Genomic DNA, 17219 nt, shown 5'->3' with positions numbered 1-17219 from the left:
GGGCGACTAAGGTGGGTCAACTTGCCTTGATTCACGCGCAGTTGACCATCAGATCCGCTGGCGCACGTCAACGGGGGTCAGGCGACCGGAGGGTGGTGAGCGAGTCCGCGTGCGCCCCTCCCGACTCGGCCACGATCTCGTCGAGGCTCTGCGGCTCCCGTACGGTCGCGAAGGCGATACCCCCGGCCCCGTCCGGCGCGAAGCCGTAGATCCCGGGCCGGGCGAGGGAGTTGTACGCGTAGTGGTGTGCGAAGTAGTACGCCCCCGTGTCCAGCGCCGCCGCGTAGTCCCCCTGCTCCAGCAGCGGCAGCGCCCGCCCCTCCGCCAGCAGGTCGCCCGAGAAGCAGGCCGGCCCCGCCACGTCCTGCACGACCGCCGGGCCCTCCTTGGGGCGCCCCTTGCCGTCGTAGGCGGCGATCCTGAGCGGCCAGGCACCCGGCGCGTACACCGTCCGCGTCGCCACCTGCACACCCGCGTGCGTGACCGCGACCGGCCGCCCGCCCGCGCTCTTGGCGTACTCCACACGGGCCACCACCGTGCCGTGCTTGGCCAGCAGCGACCGCCCGAACTCGGTGACCAGCCCGTACCGCCCGTCGAACAGCCCCGGCACCGCCTCGCTCAGCAGCCGCGCGTACTGCGCGTACGTCGGTGTCGTGTCGTCCGAGCCGAAGTTCACCGGCAGCCCGCCGCCGATGTCGAGGGTGTCGATCTGCGGACGCCCGAGCCGCCGGTTGATCTCCTCGGCGAGCGCATACGTCTCGGCCACGCCCTGCGCCATCAGCGAGAGCGGAATGCCCTGCGACCCGGTGTGCGCATGCAGCCGCCTCAGCCAGGGGCGGTCCGCGTACGCCCGCACCACCCACTCCCGCGCCCCCTCGTCACGCAGCGCCACCCCGAACTTCGAGGTCGCCGTGGCGGTCGAGGTCGCCTCGATGGAACCCCCGCCGACCTGCGGGTTCACCCGGATTCCGAGCGGGGAGCGGCTGTCGGCCGACCGCATCAGGGCGTCGATGCGGTCCAGCTCCTGCGGGTTGTCCGCGTTGACGGCGATGCCCAGCGCCAGCGCCTCGCGCAGCTCGGCCGGGGTCTTCGCGGGCGAGTCCAGGACCGTGCGGTGGGGCGGCACCCCTGCCGCCCGCGCCAGCGCCAGCTCGCCCGGGCTCGCCACCTCCGCGCCGATCCCCTCGGTGCCCAGCAGCCGCAGCACCGGCACCAGCGGGGTCGCCTTCACCGCGAAGGCGTGCAGCACAGGGGTGCCGGGTGCCGTGACCGCGTCGAACGCCGCCCGCAGCCCGGCGGCCGCCTCCCGGATGCCGGTGACGTCGAGCAGCCCCACGATGGGGGTGCCGGGCCCCAGCAGCCCCTGCTCCACGGCGGCCCGCACCGCGTCGTCACGCCGGGCCGACCGCTCGGCCCCGTCCCCGTCCCTGTCGTACCTGCCGTCCATGACATCCCCCGTTCCTCGCCGCCGTCCATGCCTGTGCATCCAGCCAAACATCTGCGGCGGGCGCATGCCGGCGCACCGATGTATTGACTAGTTCTATTCAGGACGTCAGGATGTGAATAACGGCAGCAACAATCCGCTAGGAGGCAGACCATGTCAGGACCCCGCCCCGTCCGAGCACCGCGCGGCACGGAACTGAGCGCCCTGGGATGGCAGCAGGAAGCCGCCCTGCGGATGCTGCAGAACAACCTCGACCCGGAGGTCGCCGAGCACCCCGACAAGCTCGTCGTCTACGGCGGCACGGGCAAGGCGGCCCGCGACTGGCGCTCCTTCGACGCGATGGTGCGGACCCTGAAGGGGCTGAAGCAGGACGAGACCATGCTGGTCCAGTCCGGCCGCCCGGTCGGCGTCATGCAGACCCACGAGTGGGCCCCGCGCGTCCTCATCGCCAACTCCAACCTGGTCGGCGACTGGGCCAACTGGGAGGAGTTCCGCCGCCTGGAGGCCCTCGGCCTGACCATGTACGGGCAGATGACCGCCGGCTCCTGGATCTACATCGGCACCCAGGGCATCCTCCAGGGCACCTACGAGACCTTCGCCGCCGTCGCCGCGAAGAAGTTCAACGGCACCCTCGCGGGGACGATCACGCTGACGGCCGGCCTCGGCGGGATGGGCGGCGCCCAGCCCCTCGCCGTGACCATGAACGACGGCGTCGCCATCTGCATCGACTGCGACCCTCGCGCCATCGAGCGCCGCATCGAGCACCGGTACCTGGACGTCCGGGCCGACAGCCTGGAGCACGCCCTCCAGCTCGCGGTCGAGGCCCGCGACGCCCGCCGCCCGCTCTCCATCGGCCTGCTGGGCAACGCCGCCGAACTGCTGCCCCGCATGCTCGCCGAATCCGCCCCCATCGACATCGTCACCGACCAGACCTCCGCCCACGACCCACTGTCGTATCTGCCGCTGGGCATCGACTTCGACGACATGGCGGACGCGGCGGCGAAGGACCCGGCCGGGTTCACGGTGCGCGCGCGGGAGTCGATGGCCAGGCACGTCGAGGCGATGGTCGGCTTCATGGACGCCGGTGCCGAGGTCTTCGACTACGGCAACTCGATCCGTGGCGAGGCCCAGCTCGCCGGGTACGAGCGGGCGTTCGCGTTCCCCGGCTTTGTGCCGGCGTACATCCGGCCGCTGTTCTGCGAGGGCAAGGGGCCCTTCCGGTGGGCCGCGCTGTCGGGCGAGGCGTCCGACATCGCGAAGACCGACAAGGCGATCCTGGACCTCTTCCCGGAGAACGAGTCCCTCGCGCGCTGGATCAAGATGGCGGGAGAGCGGGTGCACTTCCAGGGTCTGCCCGCGCGTATCTGCTGGCTCGGCTACGGGGAGCGGGACAAGGCCGGGGAGCGGTTCAACGACATGGTGGCCTCCGGCGAGCTGGCGGCTCCGCTCGCCATCGGGCGGGATCATCTGGACTGCGGGTCCGTGGCGTCTCCGTACCGCGAGACCGAGGCCATGCTCGACGGCTCGGACGCGATCGCCGACTGGCCGCTGCTGAACGCGATGGTGAACGTGGCGTCGGGTGCCTCCTGGGTGTCCATCCACCACGGTGGCGGTGTGGGCATGGGGCGGTCCATCCACGCGGGGCAGGTGTCCGTCGCCGACGGCACCAAGCTCGCGGGCGAGAAGATCCGCCGGGTGCTGACGAACGACCCGGGGATGGGTGTCATCCGGCATGTCGACGCCGGGTACGACATCGCCGAGTCGGTCGCCGACGAGCGGGGTGTGCGGGTTCCGATGCGCGAGGGTGACGACGCGTGACCCTTCCGGGAGATGAGCGGGGCGGCAGCCGTCCGGTGGGGGCCGAGGCCTCGTCGCCGACTGCGGGTTCGGCTGTGCCCACCCGTTCCGCCCTGCGGAACGACTGCCCACAGCCTGGACGGCCTGACGCCCGAGAGCCTGGACGGTCTGAGGCCCGGCAGCCTGGACAGGCGGGCGCGCCGCCGTCTGCCGGTGGTGGATCGTTCCAGGCCATGTGGCGCGAGCTGCTGCCCATCGGGCGGCACCCCGACTCGCGTGGCTACCGGCGCTTCGCCTGGACCGGGGCCGACGTCGAGTGCCGGGCCTGGTTTCAGGAGCAGGCCGAGGTTCGCGGGCTGGTGTACGAGGTCGACCGGAACGGGAATCAGTGGGCCTGGGTCGGGGATCCGGGGGCCGGGGATGCCGTGGTCACGGGGTCGCATCTTGACTCCGTGCCCGACGGGGGTGCCTTCGACGGGCCCCTGGGTGTTGTCTCCTCCTTCGCCGCGCTCGACGAACTCCGCGGCAGGGGAGTGGAGTTCCGCAAGCCGCTCGCCATCGTCAACTTCGGTGACGAGGAGGGCGCCCGGTTCGGGCTGGCCTGTGTCGGGTCGCGGCTCACCGCCGGGCAGCTCACCGTCGAGAACGCCCACAAGCTGACCGACGGGGACGGGATCAGCCTGCCCAAGGCCATGGAGGCCGCCGGCTACGACCCCGGCGCCATCGGGGCCGACCCCGAGCGGCTCGGGCGGATCGGCGCCTTCGTCGAGCTGCATGTCGAGCAGGGGCGGGCGCTCGACCTGTCCGGTGACCAAGTCGGCATCGCCAGCGCCATCTGGCCGCACGGCCGCTGGCGGTTCGACTTCCGGGGCGAGGCCAACCACGCCGGTACGACCCGGCTCGTCGACCGGCGCGACCCCATGCTGTCGTACGCCGAGACCGTGCTCGCCGCCCGCCGGGAGGCCGAACTCGCCGGTGCCGTCGCCACCTTCGGCAAGATCGCCGTCGAGCCGAACGGCGTCAACGCGATCCCCTCGCTCGTGCGCGGCTGGCTCGACTCCCGCGCCGAGGACCAGGAGCGCCTCGACGCCGTGGTGGGCGGGATCGAGAACGCCGCCCGCGAGTACGCCGCCGCACACGGCATCGGCCTCGACGTGGTCCGGGAGTCCTTCACGCCCGTCGTCGACTTCGACCACGCCCTGCGCGACGAACTGGCCCGCATCCTCGGCAAGGACACCGACATCACGGTGCCCGTGCTGGGTACCGGTGCCGGACACGACGCCGGAATCCTCTCCGGGAGCATCCCGACCGCCATGCTGTTCGTGCGCAACCCCACGGGTGTCTCGCACTCCCCGGCCGAGTTCGCCGCCGAGGACGACTGCGTGGCCGGGGTGCTCGCACTCGCCGACGTACTGGAAGGGCTGGCCTGCAGGTGACGCACCCCCACACGCGGACGTACTGGCTGGAGCACGCCTGGCTCGACACCCACGTCGAGCCGGGAGTCGCCGTCGAGGTGGCGGACGGCCGCATCACCGCCGTCCGCACCGACGTGCCCACCCCGCCCCCCGGTGCCGAGATCCTGCGCGGACTCACCCTGCCCGGGCTGGCGAACGCCCACTCGCACGCCTTCCACCGCGCCCTGCGCTCCACCGTCCAGGTCGGCTCCGGCACCTTCTGGACCTGGCGCGAGGTCATGTACTCGGTCGCCGACAAGCTGACCCCGGAGACCTATCACGCCCTCGCCCGCGCCGTGTACGCCGAGATGGCGCTGGCGGGCGTCACCTCCGTCGGAGAGTTCCACTACGTCCACCACGCGCGCGGCGGCACCCCCTACGCCGACCCCAACGCCATGGGCGAGGCCCTCGTCGCGGCCGCCGCCGACGCCGGTATCCGCATCACCCTCCTCGACACCCTCTACCTCTCCTCCGGCCTCTCGAACCGGCCCGGCGGCGAGCCACCCAACACCCACCAGCTGCGCTTCTCCGACGGCAGCGCGGAGGCCTGGGCCGAACGCTGTTCAGTTCTCAAGGAACGGGATCACGCGCGGATCGGCGCCGCCATCCACTCCGTACGGGCCGTGCCCGCCGACCAGTTGGCGACCGTGGTGCGGTGGGCCGAGGAGCGGCGAGCCCCGCTCCATGTGCACCTGTCGGAGCAGACCGCCGAGAACGAGGCGTGCCTGGAGGTCCACGGGTGCACCCCGACCCAGCTCCTCGCCCTGCACGGGGTGCTCGGCCCGCGCACCACCGGCGTCCACAACACCCACCTCACCGCCGAGGACATCTCCCTCATCGGCGGCTCCGGCACCGGCACCTGCATGTGCCCGACGACCGAGCGGGATCTCGCGGACGGCATCGGACCGGCCGTCGCCCTGCAGAACGAGGGCTCCCCGCTCTCCCTGGGCTCCGACAGCCACGCCGTCATCGACCTGCTCGAAGAGGCCCGTGCGATGGAGCTCAACGAGCGCCTTCGCACCCGAAGCCGCGGCCACTGGACCGCAGCGGCACTGCTGCGCGCGGCCTCGGCCGACGGTCACGCCGCCCTCGGCTGGGACGAGGCGGGCAGGATCGAACAGGGCGCCCTCGCCGACCTCACGACGATCGGCCTCGACTCGGTCAGGACAGCGGGGCCGCTGCCCAGGCTCGGCGCCGAGACCGCCGTATTCGCCGCGAGTGCGGCGGACGTACGGCACACGGTCGTGGGCGGCCGGCACGTCGTACGCGACGGCGCGCACGCGCTCGTACCGGATGTGCCGCAGGCCCTCGCGCAAGCCGTCGAAGCCCTGCGCGGCTGACCACAGTCCCCCGTCCGGCCACCCACGAGGACACGACGATGAGCAGCACCGTCATCACCAACATCGCCACGCTGGTCACCAACGACCCCTCCCTCGGTGACGGCTCCCCCCTCGGACTGATCCAGGACGCGGCGCTCGTCATCGACGGTGACCGCATCGCGTGGACCGGTGAATCAAGCAAAGCACCCGCCACTGACAACCGGGTCGACGCGGGCGGCCGGGCGGTCCTGCCCGGCTTCGTCGACTCGCACTCCCACCTGGTCTTCGCGGGCGACCGGACGCAGGAGTTCAACGCCCGGATGTCCGGGCGGTCCTACAGCGCGGGCGGCATCCGCACCACCGTCGCCGCCACCCGCGCCGCGAGCGACGAGGAGCTGGAGGCCAACCTCACCCGCTACCTCGCCGAGGCCCTCCGCCAGGGCACCACGACCTTCGAGACGAAGTCCGGCTACGGCCTGACCACGGAGGACGAGTCCCGCGCCCTGCGCATCGCCGCCGCCCACACCGACGAGGTCACCTACCTCGGCGCCCACATCGTCTCCCCCGACTACGCCGACGACCCCGCCGGCTATGTCGCCCTGGTCACCGGCGAGATGCTCGACGCCTGCGCGCCGTACGCGCGTTGGATCGACGTCTTCTGCGAGAAGGGCGCCTTCGACGGCGACCAGGCCCGCGCGATCCTCACCGCCGGCAAGGCCAGGGGCCTGCACCCGCGCATCCACGCCAACCAGCTCTCCTACGGCCCCGGCGTCCAGCTGGCGGTCGAGCTCGATGCGGCAAGCGCCGACCACTGCACCCACCTCACGGACGCGGACGTCGACGCGCTCGCGGGCAGCCGTACCGTCGCCACCCTGCTGCCCGGCGCCGAGTTCTCCACCCGCGCCGAGTGGCCCAACGCCCGCCGTCTCCTCGACGCGGGCGCCACGGTCGCCCTCTCCACCGACTGCAACCCGGGCTCGTCCTTCACCTCGTCCGTGCCGTTCTGCATCGCCCTCGCGGTACGGGACATGGGGATGACCCCGGACGAGGCGGTCTGGGCGGCCACCGCGGGCGGCGCCCGGGCCCTGCGCCGGGACGACGTCGGCCGTCTGAGCCCCGGCTCCCGCGCGGACCTCGTCACCCTCGACGCCCCGAGCCACGTCCACCTCGCCTACCGGCCGGGTGTGCCGCTGGTCACCGGGGTGTGGCGGCGGGGCGTCCGGGAAGTCTGACCGGCTTCCCGGTCAGGAGGCCCCGGCCCGCCAGCGCTGCACGGCACCGCCGTCCAGCGGTCGCAGCGACAGCCCGTCGCCCCAGTACGGAGTCAGTGCCGTCTCGATGGCGATCGCGGGCCGGATCACACCGTCGGTGTCCACCATGAACATGAGGTTCTGGCCGTTCCTGCTGTACACCGCCTCGCACTCCCAGATGCCCACGCCCCGGTCCACATCACCCCGGCTGTCCAGGCAGAAGTCCGGGTCAGCCAAGGACTGCACCACCCCGCGCGCGGAGTCGACGCGCCAGCGCTGGGTGCGGGACGAGGAGCAGGGGGCCGTGATGACGTCCGTGCCGTCCTCGAAGTCGCCGTCGCGGACGTCCAGGCACCGGCCGGTGGCGACGTTCACGATCTGCGCGAACGTGCCGCCCGGGGCGTGGGTGGGCGAGGGGGAGGGCTTCGGAGACTTCGAAGGCGACTTCGAGGGCCGCTTCGACGGGGTGGAACTCCGCGTCGGCGACGGCGGCTTGCTCTTCGCCGACGGTGACGGCGAGGGCGAGGGGGCGACGGAGACCGTCGCCGTGACCGTGACCGGCGCCGGGATCGTCGGCGTACCCACCGAGCCCGCCGCCTCCTGGGGCGGCGAGGACGGTGAAGCGGCCTGGGAGAGCAGGAAGACGATCAGGGGCGCCAGGGCCACTCCGACGGCGATCGAGGTCAGCAGGAGGCGCCGGGAGGGAGGCCAGGGTGAGTCGTCCGCACGGGCCTTGGGGCGCGGCGCCTCCTCGGGCGTCGTGACATACGCCTTGCCCGCCCAAGGCAGCAGGCCCTCGGCCAGCGCGGTGCGTGGCGTGTCGCGCAGGGCCGACAGTTCCTCGTAGGCCGTCGTGCAGTGGGCGCAGTGCACCATGTGGGCCCGCAGGTCGGCGCTGGTGCGCGGGTTGTGCGGCCGTACCGACTCCTCGATCAGCCGGCCGAAGTTGCCGCAGCGCGGGTCGGCCGAGGCGGCCAGCCGGGAACGCAGACACGCCTGGCCCATGGCGTGGAGGGCGGAGGCGGTCTCGTGGCCCACGTCCTCGCGGGTCAGACCGAGGAAGGCTGCCGTCCTGTCCGCCGCCTCCTGCTCCACGACGCCGTACCAGACGAGGCCCTGGGCACGGGACGGAAGGGACCGGAAGGCGGTGAGCATGGGCGGTACGGGGAGGTCGGAGCCCGCCGCGGTCAGGGCGAGCAGCAGGCCCGGGTCGAGACCGCCGGCCCGCCCTTCGGTCGCCCAGGAGGCGGCCAGGCGCCCGGTCAGCAGCAGGAGGTGAAGCCGGAGGGGGACCAGGGGTTCGCTGCCGCGTGCCGTCTCCCGGACCGCCAGGGTGAACGCCTGAGCGGCCAGGTCCCGTGCGGCGGACTCGCTCGCGGTGCACAGCCGGGCGTAGTCGACGACCGACGGCTGATGGCGGGCGCGGAGTTCCTGCAGGGCCGGATAGAGGGTCGGGGCGCTGGTGCGCAGCAGTTCGGTCAGTCGCGCGTCGGACGCGCCCGCCTGCACCTCTGTCCGGGGGACACCCCCGGACCCCCGGCCGCCCCCGGTCTCGACTCCGTTGTCGGTCCCGTCGGCCCGAGCCATCCGCCCGCCTCCTTGCACCCTTGCAGCCCGCCGGACTTCTGACCGACCGGCGGGTATGGGGGCCCATAGTGATGGATGGAAACCTCTGGGGAAAGAGTTTCTGTGGGTAACCCAGGGATGTGGGTAACCCAGGGAACGCCTGAGCGCGGCCCGCCCGGCAACCGGACGGACCGCGCTCAGAAGGGCGAGGGCAGGGGAGACTGCCACCCCTCGACCGTCACTCCTCGGCCATCACTCCTCGAGTGTCAGGCCCTTGCGCAACCGCATCAGTGTCCGCGACAGCAGCCGCGACACATGCATCTGCGAGATGCCGAGCTCCTCGCCGATCTCGGACTGGGTCAGGCCCGCGACGAACCGCAGGGAGAGGATCTGCCGGTCCCGCTGCGGGAGTTCGGCGATCAGCGGCTTCAACGACTCGACGTACTCGATGCCTTCGAGTCCGTGGTCCTCGTAGCCGATCCGGTCCGCGAGCGCGCCCTCGGCGTCGTCCTCCTCGGGCTGGGCGTCCAGCGAGGAGGCGGTGTAGGCGTTCGACGCCGCCATGCCCTCGACGACCTCTTCCTTCGTCAGCTCGAGGCGCTCGGCGAGCTCGGCCACCGTCGGCGCCCTGTCGAGCTTCTGGGCCAGCTCGTCACCGGCCTTGGCCAGGTCGAGCCGGAGCTCCTGCAGCCTGCGCGGCACGCGCACGGACCACGAGGTGTCGCGGAAGAAGCGCTTGATCTCGCCGACGATGGTCGGCATGGCGAACGTGGGGAACTCGACACCCCGCGCCAGTTCGAACCGGTCGATCGCCTTGATCAGGCCGATCGTGCCGACCTGGATGATGTCCTCCATCGGCTCGCTCCGTGAGCGGAACCGGGAGGCGGCGAACTTGACCAGCGCGAGGTTGAGCTCGACGAGGGTGTTGCGCACGTACGAGTATTCGTACGTGCCTTCCTCGAGGGACTCAAGGCGTTCGAAGAGGGTCTTGGAGAGCGCGCGTGCGTCCACCGGTCCCACTTCGTCGTACGGGGGGATCTCCGGAAGGCCTGCCAGTCCGGCAAGCGTGTCTGGGTCGCTGCTCTCGATGCTCTCGATGGGATCCAGATGTTCCGGAGGGGATGTCGACGTCGCCTTCTGGGTATGCGATGCGTCGAGCCGGGGTGACATGATGTCCTCCATCGTTCTCGGCATATGGCTGCCGAAGCCAGTGCGTGCACTGCGGTGTGCGGCGCCTCCAAAGCCGGCCGTGGTCGGTTACGTATCTGTACTAGCCCTACCCGCTTTCCCACGTCCATCGCAAGTGCGTTCTGTGGGCATATGTCCGTTTGCGTGCGGTTGTTCGGGTGTCGGAGAGTGTGAGGAAGGCGTAGTGTTCGAGGGCGTGAGTCAGCAGCCACGACGTCGGGAGAAAGACGGCATGGACCGCGGGACGGTCGGCAGCGCACAGTCTGGCCGGCTATTGGTGGAGGTCAGGGAAGAGAGCTCCAGCGCCGTAGTGATTCCGGTGGGTGAGTTGGATCACCACACCGCCGATCTGTTGCGTGAGCCACTCGAGGAATGCCTCGCCAAGGGATTCAGCCGCCTGGTGGTGGACTGCACACGGCTGGAGTTCTGCGACTCCACCGGACTCAATGTGCTGCTCGGCGCCCGCCTGAAGGCGGAGGCAGCGGGGGGCGGAGTGCATCTCGCGGGGATGCAGCCCGTGGTGGCGCGGGTCTTCGAGATCACCGGGGCGGACGCGGTCTTCACCGTCCATGACACGCTCGAGGCGGCCCTGGCCGACGAATCCGGCTGAGCCCGGCCCGCCCCGCCCGACCCCCGTGTGCTGCCCCACTCACCCCTGTGTGACCGGTCTTTTCCGGGCGTCGCGCCCTCCGGGCCGAATAGGGGGGTGTTCTGCCGGTTCGGTCGGGCAGGAGACATCCTGTCGGCAGGGACATCCTGAACGTGTCGGCAGCACAATGTCCGACGGCACAGCGGCGGATCCACCGTCGAGGTACGTACTGACTCTTGAATCTCGTGAACTGGTGAATCGGTGAATCGGTGAGGTGAAGCGCTGATGAGCACCACCCGGCCTTACTCGCCGGGCGACCGCGGCCCGGAGCCGAGCGGCGCTTCCGGGGGCGACGAGGCCCCGTCGTCGGCTGCGCCCGTGTCGTCCGGGGGCGGCGGCCAGGCCCGCAGGCTGAACTTCGACGGCGAGAGCGGCGTCGTGCCGCTCGCCCGCGACTTCACCCGCCAGGCGCTGTACGCGTGGGGCTGGCTGCCCGCCGCCACGGCCGACCAGCGGGCCGCCGCCGAGGACGTGCTGCTCGTCGTCTCCGAGCTGGTCACCAACGCCTGTCTGCACGCCGACGGCCCGGACCAGCTGTGGATCGCCTGCGACAACAAGGTCATCCGCATCGAGGTCTCCGACAAGGGGGCCGGCCAGCCCGCACCCCGCACCCCGCACCGCGCGGGCCGCCCCGGCGGGCACGGCATGTTCATCGTGCAGCGGCTGTGTCTGGACTGGGGTGTCGTACGGACACCGGGAGTGACCGGCAAGACCGTGTGGGCGGAGCTGGGCGCCCCGGCGTAATGGGCTTGGCGGGCCCGGACCCGCTGCCTATCCTCGTCTGCAACGCGCTGACGGAGACAAGTAGCCGGGGCCCGTGCGGGCCAGGGCGAATCCACTCCCGAGTGCGGGGAGGAAATGCCCCGCCGGCCGGCCCCCGTCATCGGGCCAGAACGAGGCCGTCGTACGGCCGCGAGATGCGTTCGTACGGCGGTGAAGGCGTGGTGGCACCGCGAGCACCCTCTCGCCCACGCCCCGAGGGACCATCCCCGGGGCGGCGCGTGCCGCTCCGGCAGAACCGGACGGAGCGCGCACCATGCTCGACGTCACCCTCATCCGACAGCACCCCGACACCGTCCGCGACGCCCTGCGCAAGCGCGCCGTGGACGCCGACATCCCGGCCTTCCTCGCCCTGGACGCCGCCTTCCGCGAGGCCCGGACGGCCGTGGAGCGGCTGCGTGGCGAGCGCCGGCGCATCTCGGCGGACATCGCCGTACGACGGCGGGCCGGCGAGGCCACCGAGGAGCTCCAGGCCGCCGCCGGGGATGTGGCCGACCGGCTGAGGGAGGCCGAGGCCGGGCTCGACCGGCTCGCACGGCGGCACCAGGACTTCCTCGACGCCCTGCCCAACCTCCCGGACGACGATGTCGCCGCGGGCGGCAAGGAGAACAACCAGGTGGTACGGGCCGTGGGCGCCCCGCCCGCGTTCGGCTTCGCGCCCAAGGACCATGTGCGGCTCGCCCAGGACCTCGGCCTCGTGGACTACCGGCGAGGCGCGGCCCTCGCCGGCAGCGGCTACTGGATCTACCGGGGCGAGGGCGCCGCCCTGGAGTGGGCGCTGCTCAACCACTTCCTCGACACCCACCGCCGGGCGGGCTACGAGTTCGTGCTGCCGCCGCACCTGCTCACCCAGGAAGCGGGCTATACGGCCGGACAGTTCCCGAAGTTCGCCGACGAGGTCTTCCGCGTGGACGAGCACTTCCTCCTGCCCACCGCCGAGACCGCCCTGGCCAACCTGCACCGCGGCGAGACCCTCGACGAGCGGGAGCTGCCGCTCAAGTACGTCGCCTACACGCCCTGTTACCGCAAGGAGAGCGGCGCCCACCGCACCACGGACCGGGGCACTCTGCGCGGCCACCAGTTCAACAAGGTCGAGCTGTTCCAGTACACGCGCCCCGGTGACTCGGACGCCGCCCAGCTCGAGCTGCTCGCCCGCGCCGAGGAGTTGGTCGCCGGACTCGGCCTGCACTACCGCGTCACCAAACTCGCGGCCGGGGACACCAGCCCGGCCCAGGCCAAGACCTACGACGTGGAGGTCTGGCTGCCGAGCCTCGGGGCGTACGCCGAGGTCAGCTCGGTGTCGAACGCCCGCGACTACCAGGCGCGGCGCGGGGCCATGCGCTACCGCCCGGCCGGTGGCGGCAAACCGGCCTATCTGCACACCCTCAACGCCTCGGGCCTCGCCACCAGCCGCCTGCTGCCCGCGCTCCTGGAGCAGCACCAGCGGGCGGACGGCACGGTGGCGGTGCCGGAGGTGCTGCGGCGGTGGGGAGCGCCGGACGTCCTGCGGGCACGCTAGCTCGAGGTTACCCACGGTCACCCCCCTCCACTCGAACCCCTTGCCGTGCGCGCCGGATCCCCACAACTCCGGCGCGCACCTTCTCTTCCCTCCTCAAGGGCCCGGGCGTACCTTGACGGCCGAATCTGATGTGCCGTCAGGAATTGGCGGAGGAACCCGAGGATCTCGAAGAGGGAGCGGAACGTGTCGTACCGGAATCGAACCGCCGCGCTCGCGTCCGCCGCGGCCCTGGCCGGCTCGGCGGTGCTGCTCGCCGCCCCCGCAGCCGAGGCCACGGTCGTCGACGTCAACTACCAGTGCAAGACGCCGATCGGCAACAAGAGCGCCGTCTCGCCCATCGACATCAAGAGCGTCAAGAGCGGCAGCGGCTACCGGCTCACCATGTCCTGGCAGAAGGGCGTCTCCTCCAGCCCGGTCGAACTGGGCAAGGGTGCGATGAACCCGAGCGCCACCATCGTGCTGGGCGGCGCCGACAGCGGCACGGTGTCCGTCTCCGGACCCGCCAACCAGACGGCGATCCCCGCCAACACACCCATCAAGATCAACGACTTGACGGGCACGTACACGCCGAAGAAGACCGGGAAGGTCACCTTCACGCCGGGCGTCCTCACCATCAAGGCGCTCGGCACGACGACCACGTGCACGCCGTCGAACAACCCGGGGCCGGCACTCAGTCTTGATGTGACGGCTGCGGGGGGCTCCGCCGGGGATGGCCAGGGCGGTACGGATTCCGGCGGCTCCCTGCCGCAGACCGGGCCTGACGACTCGGCCATTGCGCTTGGCACGCTTGGCGGGACGGTGCTGCTTGCCGGCGCGGCGGGGGCGTTGTGGGTGACCCGGCGGAATCAGGCCGTCCGCCGCTGAGTGCTCCGCTGGTTGTGCCGCGATGGGCCGTCGGTTGTCTGCGGCTCCGTCGTGGTTGGTCGCGCCCACGCGGCGGAGCCGCATATCGATACAGCCCCGCGCCCCTTCGGGGCGCTGCAGCACCGCCGAGCTACGACCGCTGGAGCCGCCGGATGCCGTCTGCCGTCCGTGTCCTGTTCGTGTCCGTCCTGTTCGTGCTGACCGCTGCGCCTACGGCTTCCGGTGCCGACGGGTGGTCGTTGGTGCCCTCGGGTGGTGGGCGGCCCTCCGTCTACGCCGAGGGTGCGCCTGGGGCCGTTCTCCAGGACACGGTCTCCGTGGTCAACCGGAGTGGACGGGCGGTCACGGTGCGGCTGCGTGGCAGCGGGGTTCCCGTCGTGTTCGCCGCCGAGCGGGTGCGGGTGCCCGCCCGTACGCGGGCCGACGTGCCGTTCGTGGTGACTGCGCGGGGTGATCGCAGTGGCGAGATCGTCGCCCGGGACCAGGACGGTCGCAGAGGCACGGTCCCGCTCCGTCTGCGGGTGGGCGGACCGGCGTTGTCCGCGCTGACCGTGGAGCGCGTGGCCGTGCGGGGCGACCGCATCACGTATGACCTGGTCAACCGCGGCACCACGGATCTCGTGCCGAGCCTTGCGGTGCATGTCGACGGCGTCTTCGGCACGGTCCTCGACCGAGCCCCGCGCACCCTGCCCGTCCGCCTCCGCCCCGGCCACCGTCTCCGTCTCGCCGAACCGTGGCCCGACCGCCCCGCCCTGGACTCGGTCGACGTACGGCTGACCGTGACGGCGGCGGGCGGCGCGCGCGACTCCGGCGGCGTGGTGGCGCGGTTCGTGCCGTGGGGAGCGGTGTCGGGGGTGGCGGGTGCGGTGGTGGCGGGGGTCGCGCTGCTTCTCGTACGAGGTCTACGGCGTCGTGGGCGCCGGACGGGCGACGGCGAGGCGCTCGAATCCCCGCGTACGGAAGTCGAGTTGACGGGAGCGGTGACGTGAAGGGCAAGCTGCGGATCACGGCCCTGCCGGTGGTGCTCGCGCTGCTCCTGCTGCCCCTGGCGGGCACGGCAGCGGCGGACGGGCCGACCGTCGGGCTCTCCAAGTCCCAGGCCGGCACCGGCGGTTCGATCACCGTCAGCGGCAGCGGCTGGCGGCCGAACGCCCTGCTGATGGTGCTGGTCTGCGGGCAGGCGACCCCGTCCCGGGGCGTGATCGGCGGCACCAACTCCTGCGCCAACTCGGACGGCAGGGCCGTCACCACCGACGCCAAGGGGTCCTTCAGCAAGAAGCTGCCGGTCGCCGAGCCGCCGGTGCCGTGCCCGTGCGTGGTGCACGTGGCGACCGTCGAGGGCGCGAAGGCGCAGGCGGACGCGGTCTTCCAGGTGGCCGGACACGCCGTCGAACCGCTGCCCGCCGAGCCGTCCGGCGGGCGCCTCGCGGTCCTCACGGACACCCGGCTCGACGGGTCGAGCGGCCTGCTCACCTGGTTCGGCGCACCGCCCGCGCGCACCCTCGTCTTCACCGTCGGCAACGCCGGCACCACCGCGATCAGGAACCCGGTCTTCCAGCTCGGCACCTCCCACGGCGTGTTCGCCCCGCAGTGGGAGGACCAGGAGTGGCGCGGCACCATCGCACCCGGCAAGAAGGCGGAGATCAGACTCCCCGTCGAGCTGACGGCGGGCGCGCACGGCGACTACACCGTCTCCCTCAAGTACAGCGGCAAGGTCCTCGCCGAGCAGCCCTGGGGCGTGGGCCGCCCGTGGGGCGTGACCCTGTTCTGGCTGCTGGTCTGCGTGGTCGTGCCGGCCGCGCTGTTCCGCGCCGGGATGGCGATCGTGGACCGGGTGCGGCCGCGCCGCGCGGGCGGCCTCCGGCACCGGGGACTACGGCTGCCCGAACTGTCCCTGCGCATGCCGAAGTTCCCCGCCAGGGCCGCGGCCCAGGAGCCCCCCTCGAACTCGACCCTGCCGTGGTTCACCCCGGACTCCGATCCGGGCACGGCCGGTCGGCTCTCCGCACCGCACCACGACGACAGCCCGACGAGTCCTACGACTCCCACCAGGAAGGGACCCCCGTGAGAAAGCGCAGGAGAGTCACACCGGTCGGCAGCGGGAGAGCGGGTGCGGCGGGCGCCGCGCTGGTACTGGGCTCGGCAGGCATCCTGCTGGGCCTGGCCGCCGGGCCCGCGCAGGCCGCGGAGGTGTCGTTCGCGACGCACTGCGTGCCGCCCGCGGGCATCACTCCCGTCGACGGCACCACGAAGGTCGAGATCACCGCGCCGGCCACGGCGAAGGTGGGCGACACGGTGGACGTCGTATGGAAGTTCGTCCAGGCCGCCTCCAAGAACCCGGACATCATCGACCTGCCCGCCAACTCGGTGCAGCCGTCCGGGGTGTTGAAGGCGGCCGGCGCGCAGGCCGCCGCCATCGCGATGCAGGGCACGCGCACGAACCCGGCCATCCCCAAGGGCGGCGCCATGGTGCTGTCCGACATGAAGGGCAGCCTGAAGCTGACGGCACCGGGCGAGGTGACGCTGACGCCGGACGCGTACACCATCAACGCCATGTCGACGGACACCAAGTGCACGCCGAAGGAGACGGTGCAGAAGGCGGCGACGATCCAGGTGTCGCCGGGCGACGGCAGCTCGTCGAGCACGACACCGCAGCCGACGGACTCGGCCTCCCCGTCCGCCTCGCCGTCCGTGTCGGCCTCCGCTTCCGCCAGTGACGGCACCGGCAGCGGCCAGACCGACTTCACCGGCAAGCAGGTCGACATCCCGTACACCTGCCAGTCGCCCATCGGTGAGAAGAAGGCGACCTCGCCCATCCAGATCGACGCCAGGAAGAACGGCGGCAGTTTCGACCTCACCGTGCGGTTCAGGAAGTCCGTGATGGACAGCCCCGCCGACATCCCCAAGGGCTCGGTCAAGCCGTCGATGGAGGTGGTCCTGGGCGGCGCCGACAAGGGCACGGTGCACGTCGAGGGCCCGACGAACGCCAAGGACATCAAGTCCGGCGAACCCATCGAGATCCCCGATCTGACGGGCACCTACAAGCCGGGCGCGGACGGGAGGTCGACCCTGTCCCCGGGCGTCCTCACCATCAACGCCCTGGGCACGACGACCACCTGCAAGCCCGACAGGACCGAGGTCTCCCTGACCCTGGACACGACACAACAGGCGAGCGGCGCGTCGGGGGGTTCGTCGTCGGGCTCGGGCGGTACGTCGTCCACCGGTTCGTCGAGCGGCGGCCTGGCGGAAACGGGCTCGGACAGCCATGGGGCCTTGAAGGCTCTGGGTCTGGTGGCAGGCACCGCGGTGCTGCTCGGCGCGGCGGTCTTCACGTTCCTGCCGGGCCGCCGGGTCCGGTAGCGGCTTCGAGGGACGCGGGGCTCGACAAC

At 71.9% G+C, this 17219-nt stretch carries 14 protein-coding genes; 11 read left to right on the top strand and 3 right to left on the bottom strand.

Translation table 11 applies throughout. The features are described 5' to 3' along the window. Window positions 1–67: 67 nt before the first annotated feature. Window positions 68–1447: a diaminopimelate decarboxylase gene (locus ACIBW9_RS22860; protein WP_398957770.1), complete on the bottom strand. Its 1380-nt coding sequence runs from the start codon at window positions 1445–1447 to the stop codon at window positions 68–70. 150 nt (window positions 1448–1597) lie between these two features. On the opposite strand from ACIBW9_RS22860, the gene hutU reads away from it, so the two are divergent. The 4 genes from hutU to hutI all read left to right on the top strand — a co-directional run bounded on the left by hutU (window position 1598) and on the right by hutI (window position 7246). Then, window positions 1598–3262, top strand: a complete 1665-nt coding sequence (gene hutU / locus ACIBW9_RS22855) for a urocanate hydratase (RefSeq protein ID WP_398957768.1) — start codon at window positions 1598–1600, stop codon at window positions 3260–3262. Between the two features lie 212 nt (window positions 3263–3474). Next, window positions 3475–4677 carry an allantoate amidohydrolase gene (locus ACIBW9_RS22850; protein ID WP_398957766.1) on the top strand — a complete coding sequence of 401 codons (1203 nt, stop codon included), beginning with the start codon at window positions 3475–3477 and terminating at the stop codon, window positions 4675–4677. Beyond that, on the top strand, window positions 4674–6035 hold the full coding sequence (locus ACIBW9_RS22845; RefSeq protein ID WP_398957764.1) for a formimidoylglutamate deiminase: 1362 nt from the start codon (window positions 4674–4676) through the stop codon (window positions 6033–6035). Before ACIBW9_RS22850 ends, ACIBW9_RS22845 begins: the two co-directional genes overlap by 4 nt. Window positions 6036–6073: 38 nt before the next feature. After that, window positions 6074–7246: an imidazolonepropionase gene (hutI, locus tag ACIBW9_RS22840; RefSeq protein ID WP_398957762.1), complete on the top strand. Its 1173-nt coding sequence runs from the start codon at window positions 6074–6076 to the stop codon at window positions 7244–7246. Window positions 7247–7258: 12 nt separating this feature from the next. Here hutI and ACIBW9_RS22835 read toward each other — a convergent pair whose 3' ends face one another. Both ACIBW9_RS22835 and ACIBW9_RS22830 read right to left on the bottom strand, forming a co-directional pair. Further along, window positions 7259–8851 (bottom strand): ricin-type beta-trefoil lectin domain protein, encoded by a 1593-nt coding sequence (locus ACIBW9_RS22835; protein ID WP_398957760.1) that lies wholly within the window; start codon window positions 8849–8851, stop codon window positions 7259–7261. Window positions 8852–9082: 231 nt separating this feature from the next. Continuing rightward, window positions 9083–10012, bottom strand: a complete 930-nt coding sequence (locus ACIBW9_RS22830) for an RNA polymerase sigma factor SigF (RefSeq protein ID WP_398957758.1) — start codon at window positions 10010–10012, stop codon at window positions 9083–9085. Between the two features lie 238 nt (window positions 10013–10250). Here ACIBW9_RS22830 and ACIBW9_RS22825 point away from each other — a divergent pair, with 238 nt between their 5' ends. The 7 genes from ACIBW9_RS22825 to ACIBW9_RS22795 all read left to right on the top strand — a co-directional run bounded on the left by ACIBW9_RS22825 (window position 10251) and on the right by ACIBW9_RS22795 (window position 17190). Continuing rightward, window positions 10251–10628: an STAS domain-containing protein gene (locus ACIBW9_RS22825; RefSeq protein WP_398958696.1), complete on the top strand. Its 378-nt coding sequence runs from the start codon at window positions 10251–10253 to the stop codon at window positions 10626–10628. A gap of 264 nt (window positions 10629–10892) precedes the next feature. Next, on the top strand, window positions 10893–11411 hold the full coding sequence (locus ACIBW9_RS22820) for an ATP-binding protein (protein WP_398957756.1): 519 nt from the start codon (window positions 10893–10895) through the stop codon (window positions 11409–11411). Between the two features lie 292 nt (window positions 11412–11703). Then, a complete protein-coding gene (gene serS, locus ACIBW9_RS22815; protein WP_398957754.1) occupies window positions 11704–12966 on the top strand; it encodes a serine--tRNA ligase in 1263 nt (420 codons plus the stop codon). Window positions 12967–13149: 183 nt separating this feature from the next. After that, complete coding sequence (locus ACIBW9_RS22810; RefSeq protein ID WP_398957752.1) at window positions 13150–13830, top strand: LPXTG cell wall anchor domain-containing protein; 681 nt, start codon at window positions 13150–13152, stop codon at window positions 13828–13830. A 152-nt stretch (window positions 13831–13982) separates the two neighbouring features. Then, window positions 13983–14819: a hypothetical protein gene (locus ACIBW9_RS22805; RefSeq protein ID WP_398957750.1), complete on the top strand. Its 837-nt coding sequence runs from the start codon at window positions 13983–13985 to the stop codon at window positions 14817–14819. Continuing rightward, entirely contained in the window at window positions 14816–15898 is a 1083-nt protein-coding gene (locus tag ACIBW9_RS22800) for a neocarzinostatin apoprotein domain-containing protein (RefSeq protein WP_398957748.1), read from the top strand. Before ACIBW9_RS22805 ends, ACIBW9_RS22800 begins: the two co-directional genes overlap by 4 nt. Next, window positions 15895–17190: a hypothetical protein gene (locus ACIBW9_RS22795; protein ID WP_398957745.1), complete on the top strand. Its 1296-nt coding sequence runs from the start codon at window positions 15895–15897 to the stop codon at window positions 17188–17190. Before ACIBW9_RS22800 ends, ACIBW9_RS22795 begins: the two co-directional genes overlap by 4 nt. Window positions 17191–17219: the final 29 nt, after the last annotated feature.

Origin of the sequence: Streptomyces sp. NPDC049541 (genome assembly GCF_044465725.1) — a bacterium.
GTDB lineage: Bacteria > Actinomycetota > Actinomycetes > Streptomycetales > Streptomycetaceae > Streptomyces.
This window is presented reverse-complemented; position numbering and strand designations above follow the sequence as displayed.